We start from the raw sequence: 17,628 nt of genomic DNA, 5'->3' as shown, positions 1-17,628 counted from the left end.
ACACACCAGTATAAAAAAGTAAGCCTCACGTAAGCAAGGCTATCTTCAATGTTATCGGTAACAAATTAATCGCGCAATGTCCCACCTAAACTAATCTTAGGCTCAAAGACTAATGCACCTTGTTTGGCATTCGTATCGATCTTATCTAGTAAATTTTCACCACAGGCGCTGCCCATTTCAATAATCGACTGTTTGATAGTCGTTATTTTAGGCGAAGCAACCTGATTCAAAAATACACCATCAAACCCAGTTACGCCATAGTCATCAGGAATTTTCCCGCCACAACGAGTAATTCCCCGAACGATTCCAATGGCCAAACGGTCTGAGGCACAAATAAATGCTGTGTTTTTAGTAATATTTTCCCAATTATCACGAACAAACTGTTCCGCCAGATGACTATGATTGCCAAATCGATGTAACTCCGGCATCATTCGTTTCTCTTGAACCTGTTGTAAATAACCAGCCTCACGTGAATATTCAAATGATTCCTTTGAATCGATTCCCACATAAATCAAGCGCTCATAGCCTTTTTGTAAAGCCAACTGTGATAACAAATAAGTCCCCGCTTTGTTATTAGTATCAACATAGTCGAAACCATAACGATTCTCGCCAAAAATAACTACCGGCTTTTTCAAGTTGTTGATCCACTCAACATCCTGTTCACGCATACCAGTAATGATATAACCATCGCAATTACCAATATCGAAATTTTTACGCGTGACTAGCTGCAACGAATATTGGTGTAAATCCAAAGTCTTAGCAATACCGATCATTAAATTCATATAATATGGTTCTGTCGTATCAATATCTTCCAAAATACACAACTTAATAATCCGGGTACTCTTGTTAACTAAGGCCTTTGCAATCATATTGGGATGGTAATCTAATTCTCGCATGGCTTGGTAGACTAATTGTTTTAACTCGTCAGTGACCTTATCCGGATGATTGATGACTCTTGAAACAGTCATCTTTGAAACATTGGCTTTTTTCGCCACATCAACTAAAGTCGTCATGCATTTCCCCTCCATATATCACAAATTAATTATACCAATTTAATACGTTTTCAAACCTAATTTTATAAAATAGTTAATTATTATTGTTTTTGGGCCTACAGATTCAAGAACGGAAACAGTCTGCTGTGTGGACCGGCTCGAGCCAAGGTCTCGAGCCTCGCTTTTGAGCCGAAGACCGCGTCTCAAAAGACGTCCTGTGCTGTAAGAACGGGAAAACCACCCGTCCTAACACCACTACCACTGCTGACTGTTTCCGTTCTTGAATCCTCCGGCTTATTTGTCTTAGTCAGCATCAATCATCTGATAATAATCTAATTATTTTTCCAAAAACTAAAAACATAAAACCTATTAAACACGCAATTTTAGACTAGACCAATTTCAGTAAACTCATATTTATTCATTAATATTCGTCTTAGACAAAACGGACATCTTCTATATTTGCTTAATTGTTTAAACAAGAAGAATATGGTATTGAAATCTTATTAAAGAGATGATAAATATGGTTATCTATTTAATTGCTGTCACTGTCTTTATGATTCAATGTTTTATTATGTTCTTTGTTTATTTGACTGAAAAGAAACCACACAAGCATGATTCTGTTTCTGCATCCAAGTCGACTGTTCCGATGGATAAATTCTTCTACTTTATTTTGATTCCCTGTTTAAATGAAGGAAAAGTTATTCAGAATACGTTGCAGAATGTTTTGAAATTGCCTGGACAGAAGCATATTTTTGTCATTGATGATGATTCAATTGACGATACTTTGATTAAAGTTAATAGTGTTAACGGCCCTATTTCTACTATTAGAAGAAAGCTTCCTAAGGCTCGAACTGGTAAAGGCGATTCGCTCAACACTGCTATGCCGATGATTCAAATTTATATCCGTCGTCACCACTTGGATCCAAGTCGCTGTATTGTAGGGGTCATTGATGCTGACGGTGTTTTGAGCAATAACAGTATTGAAAAACTCAACAAAGCTTTTAACAACCCTCAAACCGCCGCTGCCCAACTCCGTGTCAAAATGAAAGCTCCTAAGAAAATTCTTCAAATCTTTCAAGATATTGAATTTTTTACTATCAATCATCTAACCCAGATGTTTCGAAGTTATCTGGGCGCCGTCGCTCTTTGTGGTAATGGTCAATTTTTCCGATACTCTACTATTACAAAGAAATTGGGTACGGCTCCTTGGGGCAATGCCTTATTGGAAGATTATGAACTCACCTTGCGTATGGAATTAAACGGCATCAAGATTCGTTATATTGGCAGTGCTTACGTTGATCAAGAAGCTTTGTTAAGTGTTAAAAAGTTGATCGTTCAGCGGGCTCGTTGGGCTCAAGGCGGATTTAATTGTTGGAAATACTTCAAAAAGATTTTTACTTCCAAAAAGATGACTCCTTCTCAAAAATTCGACTCTTACTTTTTCTTTTTTCAACCAATCTTGAACTTGATGGCTGATTTCAGCATTATCTATCTAACTGTCAAATTCATTATTATTCATCTTCAGAATCCTGAATTCATGTCAGTTGTCTTCATCGCGTTAGCTGTCTTAGGACTGTTCTTTGGAACTATGTTTACTCTAATTTACCTACGTCAATTAAGGTTAAATAAGCGAATTGGACAAATTATGAAATCCGATGATATGTTTAACTTTAGATTTAGAATTAGAAAAATGTTCCTCGCGGTTGGTTTAATTTCCTATATATATGTGATTTTATTCTTCAGCCTACTACTTTCAATCTACCATGAGATGATCGGGCAACAAACTTGGAATAAAACTAATCGAATTTAAAAAGTTCTAGACAAAAATGAGGCTGTGACATAACTAATTTTGTCTTAAATATGCAGCTTAAACGTGCAACAAAACATGGCTTTTTCCGCTTAAAACAAAGAAGACTATCAATCCAAAAATCGGATTACTAGTCTTCTTTGCCTTAATGCTCGAAAACTGACCATGTTTTATTGCACTCTCTTTATTTTAAAATTTGCTCAATTGATTTTCTAGGAACCGAGGACTTCTGAACCTTTTCCCATGAAATAACTTGTTGGCGTTTATCATTGTAAGTGACTTTTAAATAGTTATTTTCTTTGATTGGACGACCTAATGTACTGTCAAATTTGAGAAGTTTTTCGTTGCCATTTTTATCGTAACCATTTTGGTTGTAATAATACTCACGATGGTCATTGCCTGAAGCGTCCTGCTCGATAACCTCTTTGTACGAAGCTCCAACATACGTGTAATAATCATCGCCACCGTAATTTGGTATAAACCAGAACTCATAACCAGCCAATGGTATTAATAAAATAATAACTGCTATTAAGCTAACCCAAATCTTCTTGCTCATATTCATTCCTCCATTACTTAAATGGAATGATAGCATAGCTGATAATCCTTGTATCCTAACGGTTTTGTAAGGTTTGTAAGTATTTCAGTACAAATGCATTTATATCAGGTTATTTAACTGCTAAAAGTGTTAGTCCTAGAGATTGAAATCAGCCTGATAATCGTGAATTTCATCGTGATATTTGACAGATATTGCTAATTTGTCAGGTTTGGTCAAATTATAGTAGAAGCTTTGATTCGCATAGATCACTTGTTGATTCAAATTTGATAAGTCGAAATCTGATTCAATTTCATCAATCGTTACGGGTACTGGTCCAAGATTCTTGATCATTAATTGCTGACGGTTGCGTTGGCATATCAAATATGGTCTTGTAGCTTGTTGTAGCATCCGATTTCGTAGTTTTAGAGCACCGGCAATTCGAAATAAGGCTATTCCGCTTAAAATAACTCCGACAATCAATGTCACTGTGATGAAAATAATAGTAATATTAAAAATCATTTGTGATGTAAAACTCATTTTTGGTCACTTCCAATAGTTTTTAGTACTTATAGTATTTCATAGTGCAACGCATCTTACAATTCTGTCACATGAAACTAACGTTTCAGTTATAAGTATGATTAGTTATTTACATTTAATCCCGTGGTAGAGATAATAGTATTCGATAGATGTCAGAGATGTTTATCAAAAATAAAAAAAAGTACATGCAATAGTTATGTTGACTCCGTAACTATAAAAGCCGTCCATTATGTATGGACGGTTTTTTGGATATTAAAAAGCTGTGCTGGCATAATCAAGCTTGATTAGAGGTGAGTAAAATGTCAGCATGGATGGTTTTTCTCAGACAATTACCAAAGGATATCTATTTTCCAAAATATTTGGAAATAACATTTATCGCAGCATTAGGAGTCAGTTTACTTATTCTTATTATCGTTAAATATAGAAGTGACAGAAGCCATCGGACACATTGAGTTCGGTGGTTTTTTATTGTCTCCTTCTATCATAAACAAGCTAAACGTTTAACTTTTAATACCAATAAATTATCCTTATTATTCAAAACCTAAGTCTATTAAAGAATAATGCATTATATTTGTAATATTTATTATCAAATTAATGACGTTTACTTGCTCTATCTTAAATAGAGAAGGTAAATTTATGAAATTGAAGAAAACACTTTTCATTATCCCCATGATTTTATTATTAGTTCTAGTTGGTACTGCCTGTTCTGCTTCTAACAGCTCGTCAAACTCTAGTTCATCATCAAAGAAAACTACTAGTTCGACATCATTTAAAAAAACTAATACAAATGATTCTAAAGCTGATTCGTCATTATCAAGCGTTACTAGCTCGGTTGAATCAAAATTTAAGCAACTGTCTTATACTGATAAAAAGACCGGTGTAACACTTAGTTACGCTCTATATGTACCGAAAAATTACAATAAAAAAACTGCTTATCCAATGCTTACTTTTATTCCAGACGACTCAGTAACTGGTCAAAGTACAGCCACAGGTATCACTCAAGGTTATGGCGGTAGCATTTGGGCCACAGATTCTGAACAAAAGAAACATGCCAGTTTCGTGTTGATTCCAGTCTTTGATACTTCAACCGTTTCTGGAGGCTTTGGCCAATTTGGATCTTCTGCTGTTAAGACAAATGCCAACTTTATTACTTGGAAATCCGGAACAGTCTTGGAAAATTCAAATAAAGGTATGGAACATATGGCTTCATTCGATTGCGGATATACAATTCCTGCTGTTCGGGATTGGCTCTTTAATCAATCGAAATAAACTTTTTATTTTTAATATAGTTACAAATAGAGACAGTAATTGCTAATCGATTACTGTCCCTATTTGCGTTTTCACTTATTGATTTAGGGTTTCAATATCTAAATATGTATATATTGACGAAATTATAAACCACCATTTCATAGACCGTTAATTCGGTTTCAGGATAATCTTTCGAAATCTGTCTAGTCGCTGTCATACATGCTTGAGTACATACAATTACGACAAATTTTATAATTTATCTTATTTTTACTTTATTCTTAATTTTATTTCTAGTATAGTGATCTTTAGAGATTTGTATAGCCCAATTAGGAGGTAATTTTATTGAAAGAATGTTACCGTTTTTTTATTCAACCTCAAATAACCAAAAAAACTAATTCAATCATTGGTTATGAACTATTAATGAAACAATATACAAATAAAGGCTGGCGTATTCCTGAATCTTTTTCAGATATTGACTCTAATATTGTTGCCGATTTACTTATTCGCAGTACAAAAACCTTATCTACAAAAGTCAATCAGCTCTCAATTAATATCAATCGAGACCAATTGATGACCACCTCGATTGCAAATGCCCTCGTTCAAAGTCAAAAACAAATTTATCCCACTAAATTAATCGTTGAATTGACGGAAGATAACAACTTAAAAACTTATACACATGAAGAGATTTTGTCTCATATGAAAATTTTTTGGGAAAATAATATTCAAGTTTCACTCGATGATGTTGGCTCTGGCTTAAATCAATACGACGATATTCAACAATTGTTACCATTTGCCTCAGAACTAAAATTTGCTCTACAAAACTTTCCCAATAAATTAGTCGATCCTGAGATACAAAATAGGATTCACTTTTGGCATGCCATGAGTACAGAATATAATCTTCGCTTAGTATTGGAAGGTATTGAAAATCAAAATGATGATCAATTGAGTGATAAATTAGGCATCATTTTCAAACAAGGTTATTATTTTGGTAAACCTCGGCTATTGAAGCTTCCTGAAGATCATTGCCCACAATCAGCTTAAAAAATTAACACGACAAAAAGAACCACTACTCAAACAATTAGGTTTGGATAGTGGTTCTTTTGTTGAAACAAAATATTTCTTCTATTTAAAATATTCTTTAGCAAAATCAAGCACGTTAATTTTGTATTTATCGCCAGCGACCTTCATTGAACCCGCATGAGCTGCACCCTTAACAATCCACAATTTCTTGGGACCTTTAGCATAGTCATAGTTTTGATAGGCATTCTTTGTCGGAACAAATGTATCTTTTGAACCATGAATTACGTAAAGCGGCACCTTGCTCTTTTTCAAGGTGTTTCGAGTACTAGCTTGGTAGAAGTTGTATCCCGCCAATGCATCGGCGAAAAGACTTGCTGTTGGTACGATAGGAAAACTAGGTAAACCAAACATTTCTTTTAACTGGTAATCCAATTCACCAGAAATAGTGGAATAACCACAGTCTTCGACTGCAAATTTAACGTTCTTAGGTTTCTCACCTAAGGTGTACATCACGGTAGAAGCTCCCATACTGACCCCATAAAGGCCAATCTGAGACTTTGAACCGAACTTTTGGTTGATCATCTTGATCCAATTATTCATGTCCTTACGGTCTTTCCAGCCATAGCCAGCATACTTACCCTGACTCATGCCAAAAGAGCGATTATCGGGTACTAAAACGTTGTACCCAGCTTCATGGAACATTTTCACAGATGAACCCATATACTTACTTGCACTGCCATAGCCATGAACGACTACGACAGTCTTGTCAGTTTTTTTCGTAGCTGCTAAATATCTGGCTTTTAACTTCAAATGATCTTTTGTAGTTTGTTCCCAAATATCTTGCTTCTGCTTGAGAAACCAACGGTCATTTTTTTGTAATGGACCGGCAGCCTTACTAGCATAGCCACTTTTACTGAAAGCATAATTAAACATGTAAGCACCGGCACCGATATCGGCAACCAATACTACCCCGACTGTTACTAAAAGAATTACTTTAAGATATTTTTTTAATCGCATAATTTACCCTACTTAAATTATTTCATCGCTTAGTAATTTTAAGCTAATTGGTAAAATAATTGCAACTATAATCTCTAAGCGTTCTCTTGAGAAATTTTTTCATCACGAGCACGGTTGGCACTAGCATCTTTGTGGAACCAGTGAATGTGTGAATCGAAAAATGCAATCATATCGTTCATGAAATACATAATGTATGTCAAGAACATAACAGGACTGGCATCACCTTGTGTAGCAGTGATTCCCCAAAGAACGATTGACATGATACCTTGCGCTGTCCAGAAATAATATTGTTCACGGAAACGCAATGTACATAACAAAGCACCTGTGAAACCAATAGCTGCAGCAACAGAATCAGTAATAGGACGAGGACTGATGAACAAATGTGTATCCATCAAATATAGTAAGCCCCATGAAACTAGGAAGAAAGCGACTGTATTGAGCCATTTCATACCAGTTAAACCATGAATATGCTTTTCAGCATCCTTAGCCCATTGTGGACTGATCAAAACTGGAATATCCAATAAAATAATGTAACTAAGTTGTAGAACAACGTCTGAGAAGTTCTTAGCGTTGATAGCAACGAAGATATAAATAAGTGCTGAAACTAATCCTAAAACACCGTTAAGTGGCTTAGCGTTGGTGATAGCGATGGTACATGTGAAACCTAACACGGCAGCTAACCATGTCCAAATTGCGATGGGTGTGATTGCGTGTGAAACAGTTGATGCTGTGATGGCCCCCAAGCCAAACATTAATAGCATGTAACTTCTGAAACTCCAGTGTTTCATTTGTTCAACATACCATCTTGGATCGAAAATACTCATATGTCTCTTCTCCTCTGGATTGAAAACAGAATGTATGATTGTGGCATTTATATTCTGAATCAATCAAATTTTATTTATCCCTCAAACTGTATTTATGAAAAAATATCAATTTAATCGACAGCTAAAATCATACCACCAAATGGAACATAATTGTTACCAATGATTTGAGATGTAATGGCGCCATATCGCTGTAAAGCGCTTACTATACCTACTACGTTAGTAATTTATCATTCGATACAATATGTTGCATTTTCTGATTTCATAACACTATATATAGTTATAACGGTTAAGAACTTTTTTAACATATAGTCATTTGGTAGATATTTGGGGACAAAAAAGACCTCGAGCATTCTCAAGGTCAAAGTAATTGTTAAATTTTACCAACTAAATCAGCACCAGGTTTTAAAGTCTTTTCCCCGGGATGCCAATTTGCAGGACAAACTTTGTCACCATTCTCGGCAACAAATTGAGCTGCTTGGAGAGTTCTAAGGATTTCTTGAGCATTTCTACCGATACCCATAGCATTAATCGTATAGGACTTGATAATGCCTTCAGGGTTAACAATAAAGACTCCTCGATACGCTTGACCGCTCTCTTCATCTAGAATATTGAAGAAATCAGTTAATTGATGTTTTTGATCAGACAACATTGGATATTCAATCTTACCAATTGTGTCAGTTGTCTCTGCCCATGACATGTGTGCAAATTGACTATCGACAGAAACTGAATAAATTTCGGCATTAGCGGCTTGAAAATCTTTGTATGAATCTTGCAAGTCGCTTAATTCTGTAGGACAAACGAATGAAAAATCAGCTGGATAAAAGAAGATAACTGACCATTTACCGAGTAAATCTGACTTGCTGACTTCTTTCAGCTCGCCTTTTTGATATGCCTCTAATTTAAAGTCTGGTATTTCTTTATTAATATAGTTCATTTATTAGGCCTCCCTAAAATACGTCTTAATTATATTCTAATCGCTGACACGATGCAATTTGTTTGCACATGTATATCATAACAAATTTGAAAAATAAGTGTAATTTTATCTGCCGTTTCCTGAGCGGAGAGTATTCACCTTTTCCAACTAACTTGTCTTTTATAAATTAATCTATGAAGGACAATAACTTATTTCAATATTATTATAATCTAAAAACATCATTCTCCTTAATGATGTAATATAGAAATCAGGCGTTTGGATTTACAATTTCATGATAAAACACAATTAACAAAGGGATTGATTTTATGACAAATGAAGCACAATTAACCGCTATTAAGAAGTTTTCTTTCGATAAAATGTCTGGAGATGCTACTGGACATAACTTTGACCATATTCAACGTGTTATTAAAACTGCAAAACGCATTTTACAAACTGAAGATGCAGATCCATTAATCACTTTGGCTGCTGCCTACTTGCATGATGTTGCTGATGATAAATTGGTCGATGACCCTGCTAAACTTGAACAAGAAATCAAGGAATTTTTATTGAGTATCGACTTTACTGAGGAACAAGTTGCTGAAGTTATCTACATCACTCATAACTTATCTTTCAGCAAATCTTTATCGAAAAATCCTCCTAAATTATCTTTAGCTGGTCAAATTGTTCAAGATGCTGACCGCTTGGATGCTATTGGAGCAATCGGAATTACTCGTGCTATTTATTACGGTGGTGCGCATGCAGAAACTATTTATAACCCTGCTATTGAACCTAGACAATCGATGAACAAGGCTGAATATCGTAATTTAAATAATGAAACAATTATCAATCATTTTTACGAGAAATTATTGAAATTAACTGCTATGATGAATACCCCTACTGCTAAAAAGATTGCTGAAAAGCGTCATCAATATATGGTGGACTTTCTCAACGAGTTTAAAGCTGAGTGGGATGCAGAAAAATAACAAATGAGGGAGAAATTAATTTTGGTATCATATGAAGATCAAGATAAACAATATTATGAACACATTCTCAGAAACCTTAAGGACCGTGGCGTTGAACTAAAAGACATCGCGGAAATCGTCATTTTTTTGGAAAAGGATTACGTTGCTGGCTTAAATGAAGACGTTTCAATCTATGCCATCAACAAAGTTCTTCACAAACGTGAAGCTCAAAACGCGATTATGACTGGAATAGAATTAGATGTCTTAGCTGAAAAAGGGCTCTTATCGTCTCCGATGCAACGTATCATGGAAACTGATGAATCGACCTACGGTATTGATGAAAATATGGCTATCACTTTGGCTAGCCTCTATGGTTCAGTTTCCGTTACTAATTACGGCTATGTTGATAAATTGAAGCACGGTATTCTCGGTAAACTTAACGACAAATCAACTGGCAAAATCAACGTCTTCTTGGATGACTTGGTTGGTGCCATCGCTGCTGCCGCCTGTGGTTGGTTAGCCCACAACGAACGTGAAGTTGATAAATTACTAAATAAATAATGACACATAAAAAAAGTCGACTTTTCAGCCGGCTTTTTTTATACAATTAAACAACTACTAACAAACTAATATCAGTATGTTCTGAAACATAACGTGTAACCGATCCCACAAAAACTCTGGTAAAGGCACTAGTCCCGGTTTTACCCATAACAATCAAATCAATTCCATTTTCTTTAGGGAAACGAACCAATTGCTCACGTGGCTCACCATCTAATAGATTAACTTTAGCCGTTAATCCGGCGGACTTTACAATATCATGAGCTTTCTTTAAATCACTGTTAGAAGCCTTTTTCATATCTTCAATCAATCCTGGCGCATATGAAACACCAACATTCATTGGTAAATTGGCCGTATTTACGACTGATACCAAATAGAGTTCTGAGTCAAACTGTTTAGCCAAATCAACGGCAGAGTTTAATGCATTGTAAGCGCTCTGACTACCATCGATAGCCACTAATATCTTTTTATACATAACAATCCCTCCTATTTGTATCCTTTACCTAAATTTTACCAAGTTCCGGAAAAATATGTTAATAATTAGACAAATAATTAATAAAGTTTTGTATACTTAGTGTGAATAGTAAATAATTTTTATAGGGGATTAGTTATTATGCAGACTAAACAGAAACTGGAGCTCATCGAACAAGAATGTCAAATTAGAAATGATTTGAATAAAATTCAATTTACCCACTATTTTAGTAATCAATTTATGGAAAAGAATACCAAGTTCTTTTGTATTGAAGAATTTTTTGAATCCGTGGGGGTAACAAGTCAAAACGCTTTAGAACGTCTGCCGATCGAGACTTGGGAAGCACATGTCCAAAAATCGACCATTTTTTCGTCATGGCAAGAAATGCTCGACTGTGCTGGTCAAGAGTATGCATTAAATAACTTCTATTGATTGCAAAGTTCTGTCGACTGAATTAATTTATATATTTTGAAAATAAAATAGCTCACTATTCTTGAAATAATAATCAAGGATAGTGAGCTTTATTTTTACGAATAAATAAATTTCTAATTTCTATAACCAACATGTGCCATTGCTGGAACTTCATCCCATGCAACCGGATAACCAGCTCCATGGGCACAAAAGACTGAATCAGGTGTATTTTCCAAATCTGAAACCGGATCATAATCAGCTGCCGTAATCACTTCTTCAGCATTATGACATGGTCGATATCCATCCACAATACTTTCCAATTGACCTTGTCCATGTGTATATGAATTGACGGTTTGGGCGTAACCTTGCATTTCTGATACCGGTGCAAAACCAGTAATAGTGGTCAAATTCAGTTCAGCCGAAGCCGATGACATATCTGGAGCATCGAAACTGCCACTCATCTTTTGAATATCATTCATAGCTCGACCGACCTGATCTTGAGTAACCTCTAGGCGGAAACGATACCATGGTTCCAGTAATTGACAGGCATTATTTTGCTTAGACATCATTAGCCCCTGACGTACTGCACGCCAAGTTGCTTCACGAAAATCTCCGCCAACAGAATGAACGTTACTTGCTCGACCATTAATCAAAGTTATTTTCATATCAGTTATTGGTGAACCAGTTAAAACGCCAAGATGTTCTTTGGATTTCAAATTCGACAAAACTTGATGTTGCCAATTGCTAGCCATGACGTCCAAACTACAATCAGTATCAAAAACCAATCCACTGCCTGCTGGTAATGGCTGCATAAACAAATGGACTTCAGAATAGTGACGTAATGGTTCAAAATGACCGACTCCTTCAATATCTTGAGTAATTGTTTCCTTATAAAGGATACTACCTTCACCAAAACTGACATCCAAGTCGAAACGTTTTAATAATAATTGTTGTAAAATTTCTAGCTGAACTTCACCCATAATTTCGATACGAATTTCTTGTAGGTGACTTGACCAAGATACGTGTAATTGCGGATCTTCATCTTCCAACTCACGCAAAGCTGTTAGACATGCGTGAATATCATTTTCTTTAGGGTCCACCGCGTAATTTAAAACTGGTTGAATTGTTGGTTTCAAACTATCTTGAGCTGCACCTAATCCCATTCCCGGATAGGTATCAGTCAACCCCGTAATAGCACAGACTCCACCTGCAGCTATCTCAGGCTCAGTCGTAAACTTGGCACCGTCATAAACTCGTAATTGATTGGCTTTTTGATCCTTTACCAAAACAGTTTTATTAGGTAAAACACCACCTGTCACTCGTACCCAAGTCAGACGTTCACCTTTTTCATCATGCGAAATTTTGAAAACTTTAGCTGCAAAATCAGCCGAATAGTTGTTTTCAATAGTCCAATGTTCCAATCCATCTAGAAAATCATCGACCCCATCGACTTTTAAAGCTGAGCCGAAGAAACATGGAAATACTTGACGTTTCTTAATCATCTGTTGAATAGTTTCGTCAGCAACCGACTCACCATCAAGAAATTTTTCCAAAACATCGTCATCTTGCATCGCAATTTCTTCATATGATTCTTCAATATCTTGACCATTGAACGCCACACATCCGGGTGATAACTGTGTTTGTAATTGCTTTAGAACTGCTGCTTGATCAACACCGTCAGCGTCAATTTTATTGACAAAAATGAATGTTGGAACTTGATAATGTTCCAATAAGTGCCACAGCGTTCTAGTATATCCTTGCACACCATCTGTTGCCGAAATCACTAAAATCGCATAATCCAAAACACTCATAACTTGTTCCGTCTGTGAGGCAAAATCCACATGTCCTGGAGTATCCAATAAGCTCAATTTCAAATCATTATATTTAAGGTTAGCCTGGTGGGAGAATATCGTAATACCGCGTTTCTTTTCCAATTCATCTGGATCCAAAAAGGCATCACCTTTATCAACTCGACCCAATTTCCGTAATTCACCGGACCGATAAAGCATCGCCTCAGAAAGCGTGGTTTTTCCAGCATCAACGTGGGCCACAATCCCCGCTACAATCTGTTTCATAATATTCTCCTCTCCAGAATTAATTCACGCTAATTAGTTTATCACATCAACTACAATTCTTTGCGGAGAGATACTTATTGAAAATTAGCAATTAAATGAATCAGCCATAAATGTAATGGATAAAAAATATAAAACAAATATTTTAACTGAGCGCTGTGCTTGCCGATCTTTCCATTATAAAAGTGCAACATTGGAATAATCAAAATAAAGAAAATATCACTGGCATTCATTGCAACGCCATCAAAAATCATCAGCGGATTAAAATCTGCACCTATAAAAACTGTTGGTAATTCGATAGCTGCTATTAAAACTGACAAAAGTAGATACCATAAATTACGTTTTTTAGCATTCTTATAAGTTAATTGAGTAATAAACATGAACGGTACAATGACAAAACTTCCTTCTAGTAATGGAATACTTCCCAGAACTAATAATATAATGGAAAGAATCCGCAAATTTCGACGCTTCGTTTTATCTTTCTGTTGATTGTCCCAGAGCCAAATTACGATTGCACCAAGGGCTAGGGTTAAAAATATGTTGTCTCCCGTGATTGACATTACATATTGTTTTCGTAAAACAAATATATTCATCAAGCAGTTGCCTAGTCCCATGAAAATACCCCAGCCAATCAAGCGACTGAGATAATTTTTGCGACTGTGAGTATAAAACATCCCTTCGACAACTAAATAAGCGAATCCGACCGCTACCACTCGCGTAATAATATGGAAGAAGTCAGCTAAGTATGGTGATATAAAAAATGTAATATGATCCAAAACCATCAATCCCATTAAAATGATTTTAAACGTTTCTCGATTCATCGCCTTCGATGAATTGTCAGGTGTGAATTGTTGCATAATTTAATCTCTCCTTTAGGTATTACTCACATTATTATGAAATTTTTTACGAATGTAAATATACCTAACACAACCGTTAGTGCTATATTACAAATTAGTAAGAATAACACTTGGAGCTGATTAAAAATGTCCAAATTTCGCAAGTTTCTTCATTCGAATGGTTATTATGTCACGATTGCTTTGGCCGGACTGGCATCATTAACCATTCTAGTGCTGAGTTACATCCCTAGTTTCGATGTTTCTCGAACATCGTATTTAGAAATTGATATTGCCACATTACTAATATTCTCATTTGACTATTTCGGTCGCTTATATTTGGCTAAAGATAAGTCGAAATTCTTCCGCCATAATATTGTCGATTTGTTAGCAATCATGCCATTTAATACGTTATTCAACGCATTCAGAATTTTTCGAATAGTCAACGTAATCCGTTTTACCAAGATTTTCACGTTGGTTCGTTTCATCGGTACCGCAGGTAAAATGCAGAAGAATGCTAAGAAGTTTCTCAAGATCAATGGATTTATTTATTTGATTATTATCTGTAGCATCGTCTTAGTCACCGCTGCTATCACATATTCACTGGCTGAAGGTGTTTCCTTGAGTAATTCGTTTTGGTGGGCAATCGTGACCGCTTCAACAGTTGGCTATGGCGATGTTGCTCCCCATACTCTTGTTGGACGTATCGCTGCTATTTCGCTGATGATTATTGGTATCGGCTTTATCGGAACATTGACTAGTACAATTACTAACTACGTAACGACCGAGAAGAATGTTAAAAATGAGGATAAATTGGATAAGATTCTTCTCAAATTAGATAAAATTGAGAAGGAGAACCGAAAACTAAGAAAAGATGTCATTGAATTGAAAGCAAAAGAAACACTAGGTGATCATCAAAGTGAGTAATTATCCATTTGAAGCATTAAAAAAATACCTTTTCTTATAAATATTTAAACTTTTATTCACATTTTTATTTTTACTGTAATATAATAAGTTTGTTAGAGGAAAACCCAAATATGCGATAATACCCGAAATTCTCATTAATATCATTCTTCGACAGAATGTCTCTTCTAACACAAAAGTCCACTACTCAGCAGCAGTGGACTTTTATTTTTTTATCTGTGATTTTTCTTTAATCATTCTATAACATGCTATATCAAACTTGAATGGAATCTTGTACCACTTCTCGACTATACTGTACTCAAATATTGAGGAGTGACAGATGAAAAAACGAATAATGCCGCTGTTAGGACTTCTTCTAACAATCTTACCCATGAGCCATACCACAGTCGTTGAGGCTGAAGCTAATCATGAAATCAAATTTGTCAAAGCATACAATAAATTACGAAAAATCAATCAAAAACTTAGTCATAAGTTATACGAGCAACAACAAACTGAGATTAAAAATTCAGATGATTGGTCTAAATTTGTTAAAAATATCAAGTTTCTCAAAAATAATCAAGTTGAACTTTACGTTACGTCTGGTTTCAAAAAGCTGAAATCATCCCAACGTGAAAGTGTTGTTAATCAAGCGCAATTATTTACTTTGAGAATCGCTGATAATTTGAAGGATTTTGATCAAACTACTTATATGGATGGATTAGCTACGATTATTTTTTGTGATGGTGGTTATGTTGGTAGATCAAAATATTTGGATAATAAAGAATTTACTTGGAATAAATAGGAACCTTAAAGGAGCGTTCATTTGTAACGTTCCTTTTTTATTTTCTAATTTATCAAATAAAGATCAAACTTTGTTACTTATCTTTTGAAAAATCTCAACCGAATGGTGACTGAACTTTGTATTTTCGATTAATCTCCAAAAACGTTTATCAAATCTAAAAGATCTCACATTTTCTTGATATATCATTGCCAGATCTCCTTTACGAGCTTGACCAATATTACTGGCATCCCTTAAATAACCAAATGATTTCTCTGGAGATGGAATAATCTCCACATTACTTCTTCTTAGACTTCCCTCAAGTGATTGATATTGAACAGCATTGATCGGATGTTGAATAAGTCTAAATATAGAAAAGTTACCACTCATACCTTCTATGTATAAATTGTTCCTGCTATATCTACTTTTCATCATCCTATTGATAGAACTTGCCTCTGGCGCAGATCCACTGAAATTGTTGAAGTAAGTATTTTTACCACTGACACCAAAATAGCTACTGAATGAGAATATTAGGATCAACAATATTGGAAATACTAGCGTGGCAATCTGCAAGATTTTAGATGTTAAAACATTGACTGTAAAATATAAGCCATAACCTACTATGACAGTCATTGGAATCCAAAGAAAATTCCAGTGATTGAAATTAGCTTGAATAATCATCATGGCCGGAATGAAACTCACAATAGAGATCTCAATCAAATTTCGAAAAATTACGGCTGAAGGCTTTAGTTTATTTTTGCTAACAATCACTCCAATCACGAAGAACACTAGCATCCATGGCATTATAGCTCCATATGGGTGTAAGCCATTTTGAGGTAATCCATCAGTCCCAGAATTAAACTGAAACATTCCGGTCTTCAAATTAATAATGATGTTTCCTAAAATATGTTGATTGAAATTGATTAACGAACTCGTTCTATTGGCTTTTAAATATGGAATATCAAAAAATATGAACTTTGTGAAATGATCAATGTGCTGAATATTTACCCGATAAGCAAAAATTATTAAAGGAATTGCCACAATGACCATTGTAAATAACCACAAGATTATTTCTTTTAGTCCTAATAGTCTTTTACGTAATGAAAAGATTGCTAAGGCTATGACTAATACCGGTAAATATAACCAAGATGCAATATAGCCATAAGCAGACAATGACATGATTATCCCTGACAACACTAAAAATATCATTGTCATTCTTTTAGATAAATAACCACTTACTGACACATAAAAACTCAGTAATCCCATCATGATAAAAATCGGTGATACATTAGCATCTAACACCCATCGACTTGAAATGATTAACCAAGGCATGCTTATCAAGGCTATCTCGACACAAATAGCTAATAATTTATCCTTAGTGACCAAGAATATTGAAATCATAGTCGCTCCCACCATCAGAATACTCAACAATACCATCGGCAGTCTGAAAACAAGAATCGAAAATCCTAGCAATTTAATCCAAGGTCCCACTATCCAGGAATACAAAACAGACTGTCCCTGCCCCCAGACACTGGCAAAGTACACAGGATGTCTCAGCCCTTGAATATCTGTACCAAAGTTGGCTTTACTGATAACCTCATTCATATAATTAATTTCGTCAATAAATAATCCCGGTATATTATCCAATCTATAACATAATAAAATGCCAAAAATTATCAGTAATGAAACCATGATAATCATTGGCATCTTTTGTAATTTCATAAATTTGTTCTTTAAATTTAAAAT

General features: G+C 35.1%; 18 protein-coding genes. 8 read left to right on the top strand and 10 right to left on the bottom strand.

Features of this window, described 5'->3' with window-relative positions; translation table 11 throughout:
• Positions 1–65: 65 nt before the first annotated feature.
• Positions 66–1,013: a LacI family DNA-binding transcriptional regulator gene (locus AAA923_RS01665; protein WP_338214224.1), complete on the bottom strand. Its 948-nt coding sequence runs from the start codon at positions 1,011–1,013 to the stop codon at positions 66–68.
• 499 nt (positions 1,014–1,512) lie between these two features.
• On the opposite strand from AAA923_RS01665, the gene AAA923_RS01660 reads away from it, so the two are divergent.
• Positions 1,513–2,802, top strand: a complete 1,290-nt coding sequence (locus AAA923_RS01660) for a glycosyltransferase family 2 protein (protein ID WP_338214223.1) — start codon at positions 1,513–1,515, stop codon at positions 2,800–2,802.
• Between the two features lie 181 nt (positions 2,803–2,983).
• On the opposite strand, the gene AAA923_RS01655 is transcribed toward AAA923_RS01660, so the two are convergent.
• Positions 2,984–3,355: a YxeA family protein gene (locus tag AAA923_RS01655; protein WP_338214221.1), complete on the bottom strand. Its 372-nt coding sequence runs from the start codon at positions 3,353–3,355 to the stop codon at positions 2,984–2,986.
• Between the two features lie 135 nt (positions 3,356–3,490).
• Complete coding sequence (locus AAA923_RS01650) at positions 3,491–3,871, bottom strand: DUF8453 domain-containing protein (protein ID WP_338214220.1); 381 nt, start codon at positions 3,869–3,871, stop codon at positions 3,491–3,493.
• 636 nt (positions 3,872–4,507) lie between these two features.
• Here AAA923_RS01650 and AAA923_RS01645 point away from each other — a divergent pair.
• Complete coding sequence (locus AAA923_RS01645; RefSeq protein WP_338214219.1) at positions 4,508–5,140, top strand: hypothetical protein; 633 nt, start codon at positions 4,508–4,510, stop codon at positions 5,138–5,140.
• 321 nt (positions 5,141–5,461) lie between these two features.
• Positions 5,462–6,160, top strand: a complete 699-nt coding sequence (locus AAA923_RS01640; protein ID WP_338214218.1) for an EAL domain-containing protein — start codon at positions 5,462–5,464, stop codon at positions 6,158–6,160.
• An 81-nt stretch (positions 6,161–6,241) separates the two neighbouring features.
• Here the strand turns inward: AAA923_RS01640 and AAA923_RS01635 are convergent, their stop codons facing one another.
• The 3 genes from AAA923_RS01635 to AAA923_RS01625 all read right to left on the bottom strand — a co-directional run bounded on the left by AAA923_RS01635 (position 6,242) and on the right by AAA923_RS01625 (position 8,914).
• Positions 6,242–7,156: an alpha/beta hydrolase gene (locus tag AAA923_RS01635; protein ID WP_338214217.1), complete on the bottom strand. Its 915-nt coding sequence runs from the start codon at positions 7,154–7,156 to the stop codon at positions 6,242–6,244.
• A 74-nt stretch (positions 7,157–7,230) separates the two neighbouring features.
• Complete coding sequence (pnuC, locus tag AAA923_RS01630; RefSeq protein WP_338214216.1) at positions 7,231–7,980, bottom strand: nicotinamide riboside transporter PnuC; 750 nt, start codon at positions 7,978–7,980, stop codon at positions 7,231–7,233.
• A gap of 370 nt (positions 7,981–8,350) precedes the next feature.
• The gene (locus AAA923_RS01625; protein WP_338214215.1) at positions 8,351–8,914 is read right to left on the bottom strand and encodes a peroxiredoxin; all 564 of its coding nucleotides are present in this window, start codon (positions 8,912–8,914) and stop codon (positions 8,351–8,353) included.
• A 305-nt stretch (positions 8,915–9,219) separates the two neighbouring features.
• Here AAA923_RS01625 and AAA923_RS01620 point away from each other — a divergent pair, with 305 nt between their 5' ends.
• Positions 9,220–9,876 (top strand): HD domain-containing protein, encoded by a 657-nt coding sequence (locus AAA923_RS01620; RefSeq protein WP_338214214.1) that lies wholly within the window; start codon positions 9,220–9,222, stop codon positions 9,874–9,876.
• Between the two features lie 21 nt (positions 9,877–9,897).
• The gene (locus AAA923_RS01615) at positions 9,898–10,416 is read left to right on the top strand and encodes a phosphatidylglycerophosphatase A family protein (RefSeq protein WP_338214213.1); all 519 of its coding nucleotides are present in this window, start codon (positions 9,898–9,900) and stop codon (positions 10,414–10,416) included.
• Between the two features lie 46 nt (positions 10,417–10,462).
• Here AAA923_RS01615 and AAA923_RS01610 read toward each other — a convergent pair whose 3' ends face one another.
• Positions 10,463–10,888, bottom strand: coding sequence for a universal stress protein (locus tag AAA923_RS01610; RefSeq protein ID WP_048698848.1), 426 nt, complete (start codon positions 10,886–10,888; stop codon positions 10,463–10,465).
• Positions 10,889–11,026: 138 nt separating this feature from the next.
• On the opposite strand from AAA923_RS01610, the gene AAA923_RS01605 reads away from it, so the two are divergent.
• Positions 11,027–11,317 carry a hypothetical protein gene (locus tag AAA923_RS01605; RefSeq protein WP_338214212.1) on the top strand — a complete coding sequence of 97 codons (291 nt, stop codon included), beginning with the start codon at positions 11,027–11,029 and terminating at the stop codon, positions 11,315–11,317.
• 113 nt (positions 11,318–11,430) lie between these two features.
• On the opposite strand, the gene AAA923_RS01600 is transcribed toward AAA923_RS01605, so the two are convergent.
• Both AAA923_RS01600 and AAA923_RS01595 read right to left on the bottom strand, forming a co-directional pair.
• A complete protein-coding gene (locus AAA923_RS01600) occupies positions 11,431–13,371 on the bottom strand; it encodes a GTP-binding protein (protein WP_338214211.1) in 1,941 nt (646 codons plus the stop codon).
• A 74-nt stretch (positions 13,372–13,445) separates the two neighbouring features.
• Positions 13,446–14,225: a TraX family protein gene (locus AAA923_RS01595; protein WP_338214209.1), complete on the bottom strand. Its 780-nt coding sequence runs from the start codon at positions 14,223–14,225 to the stop codon at positions 13,446–13,448.
• Between the two features lie 126 nt (positions 14,226–14,351).
• On the opposite strand from AAA923_RS01595, the gene AAA923_RS01590 reads away from it, so the two are divergent.
• Both AAA923_RS01590 and AAA923_RS01585 read left to right on the top strand, forming a co-directional pair.
• On the top strand, positions 14,352–15,128 hold the full coding sequence (locus AAA923_RS01590; RefSeq protein WP_338214207.1) for a potassium channel family protein: 777 nt from the start codon (positions 14,352–14,354) through the stop codon (positions 15,126–15,128).
• A gap of 316 nt (positions 15,129–15,444) precedes the next feature.
• On the top strand, positions 15,445–15,906 hold the full coding sequence (locus AAA923_RS01585) for a hypothetical protein (RefSeq protein ID WP_338214206.1): 462 nt from the start codon (positions 15,445–15,447) through the stop codon (positions 15,904–15,906).
• A 63-nt stretch (positions 15,907–15,969) separates the two neighbouring features.
• Here AAA923_RS01585 and AAA923_RS01580 read toward each other — a convergent pair whose 3' ends face one another.
• Positions 15,970–17,604: an ArnT family glycosyltransferase gene (locus AAA923_RS01580; protein ID WP_338214205.1), complete on the bottom strand. Its 1,635-nt coding sequence runs from the start codon at positions 17,602–17,604 to the stop codon at positions 15,970–15,972.
• Positions 17,605–17,628: the final 24 nt, after the last annotated feature.

Origin of the sequence: Companilactobacillus muriivasis, from assembly GCF_036246245.1 — a bacterium.
Taxonomy (GTDB): Bacteria; Bacillota; Bacilli; order Lactobacillales; family Lactobacillaceae; genus Companilactobacillus; species Companilactobacillus muriivasis.
This window is presented reverse-complemented; position numbering and strand designations above follow the sequence as displayed.

Coding starts and splice junctions, on each gene's coding strand:
- AAA923_RS01665 (WP_338214224.1), bottom strand. CDS start 1,013: ATGACGACTTTAGTTGATGTGGCGAAAAAAGCCAATGTTTCAAAGATG.
- AAA923_RS01660 (WP_338214223.1), top strand. CDS start 1,513: ATGGTTATCTATTTAATTGCTGTCACTGTCTTTATGATTCAATGTTTT.
- AAA923_RS01655 (WP_338214221.1), bottom strand. CDS start 3,355: ATGAGCAAGAAGATTTGGGTTAGCTTAATAGCAGTTATTATTTTATTA.
- AAA923_RS01650 (WP_338214220.1), bottom strand. CDS start 3,871: ATGAGTTTTACATCACAAATGATTTTTAATATTACTATTATTTTCATC.
- AAA923_RS01645 (WP_338214219.1), top strand. CDS start 4,508: ATGAAATTGAAGAAAACACTTTTCATTATCCCCATGATTTTATTATTA.
- AAA923_RS01635 (WP_338214217.1), bottom strand. CDS start 7,156: ATGCGATTAAAAAAATATCTTAAAGTAATTCTTTTAGTAACAGTCGGG.
- pnuC (WP_338214216.1), bottom strand. CDS start 7,980: ATGAGTATTTTCGATCCAAGATGGTATGTTGAACAAATGAAACACTGG.
- AAA923_RS01625 (WP_338214215.1), bottom strand. CDS start 8,914: ATGAACTATATTAATAAAGAAATACCAGACTTTAAATTAGAGGCATAT.
- AAA923_RS01620 (WP_338214214.1), top strand. CDS start 9,220: ATGACAAATGAAGCACAATTAACCGCTATTAAGAAGTTTTCTTTCGAT.
- AAA923_RS01610 (WP_048698848.1), bottom strand. CDS start 10,888: ATGTATAAAAAGATATTAGTGGCTATCGATGGTAGTCAGAGCGCTTAC.
- AAA923_RS01605 (WP_338214212.1), top strand. CDS start 11,027: ATGCAGACTAAACAGAAACTGGAGCTCATCGAACAAGAATGTCAAATT.
- AAA923_RS01600 (WP_338214211.1), bottom strand. CDS start 13,371: ATGAAACAGATTGTAGCGGGGATTGTGGCCCACGTTGATGCTGGAAAA.
- AAA923_RS01595 (WP_338214209.1), bottom strand. CDS start 14,225: ATGCAACAATTCACACCTGACAATTCATCGAAGGCGATGAATCGAGAA.
- AAA923_RS01590 (WP_338214207.1), top strand. CDS start 14,352: ATGTCCAAATTTCGCAAGTTTCTTCATTCGAATGGTTATTATGTCACG.
- AAA923_RS01585 (WP_338214206.1), top strand. CDS start 15,445: ATGAAAAAACGAATAATGCCGCTGTTAGGACTTCTTCTAACAATCTTA.
- AAA923_RS01580 (WP_338214205.1), bottom strand. CDS start 17,604: ATGAAATTACAAAAGATGCCAATGATTATCATGGTTTCATTACTGATA.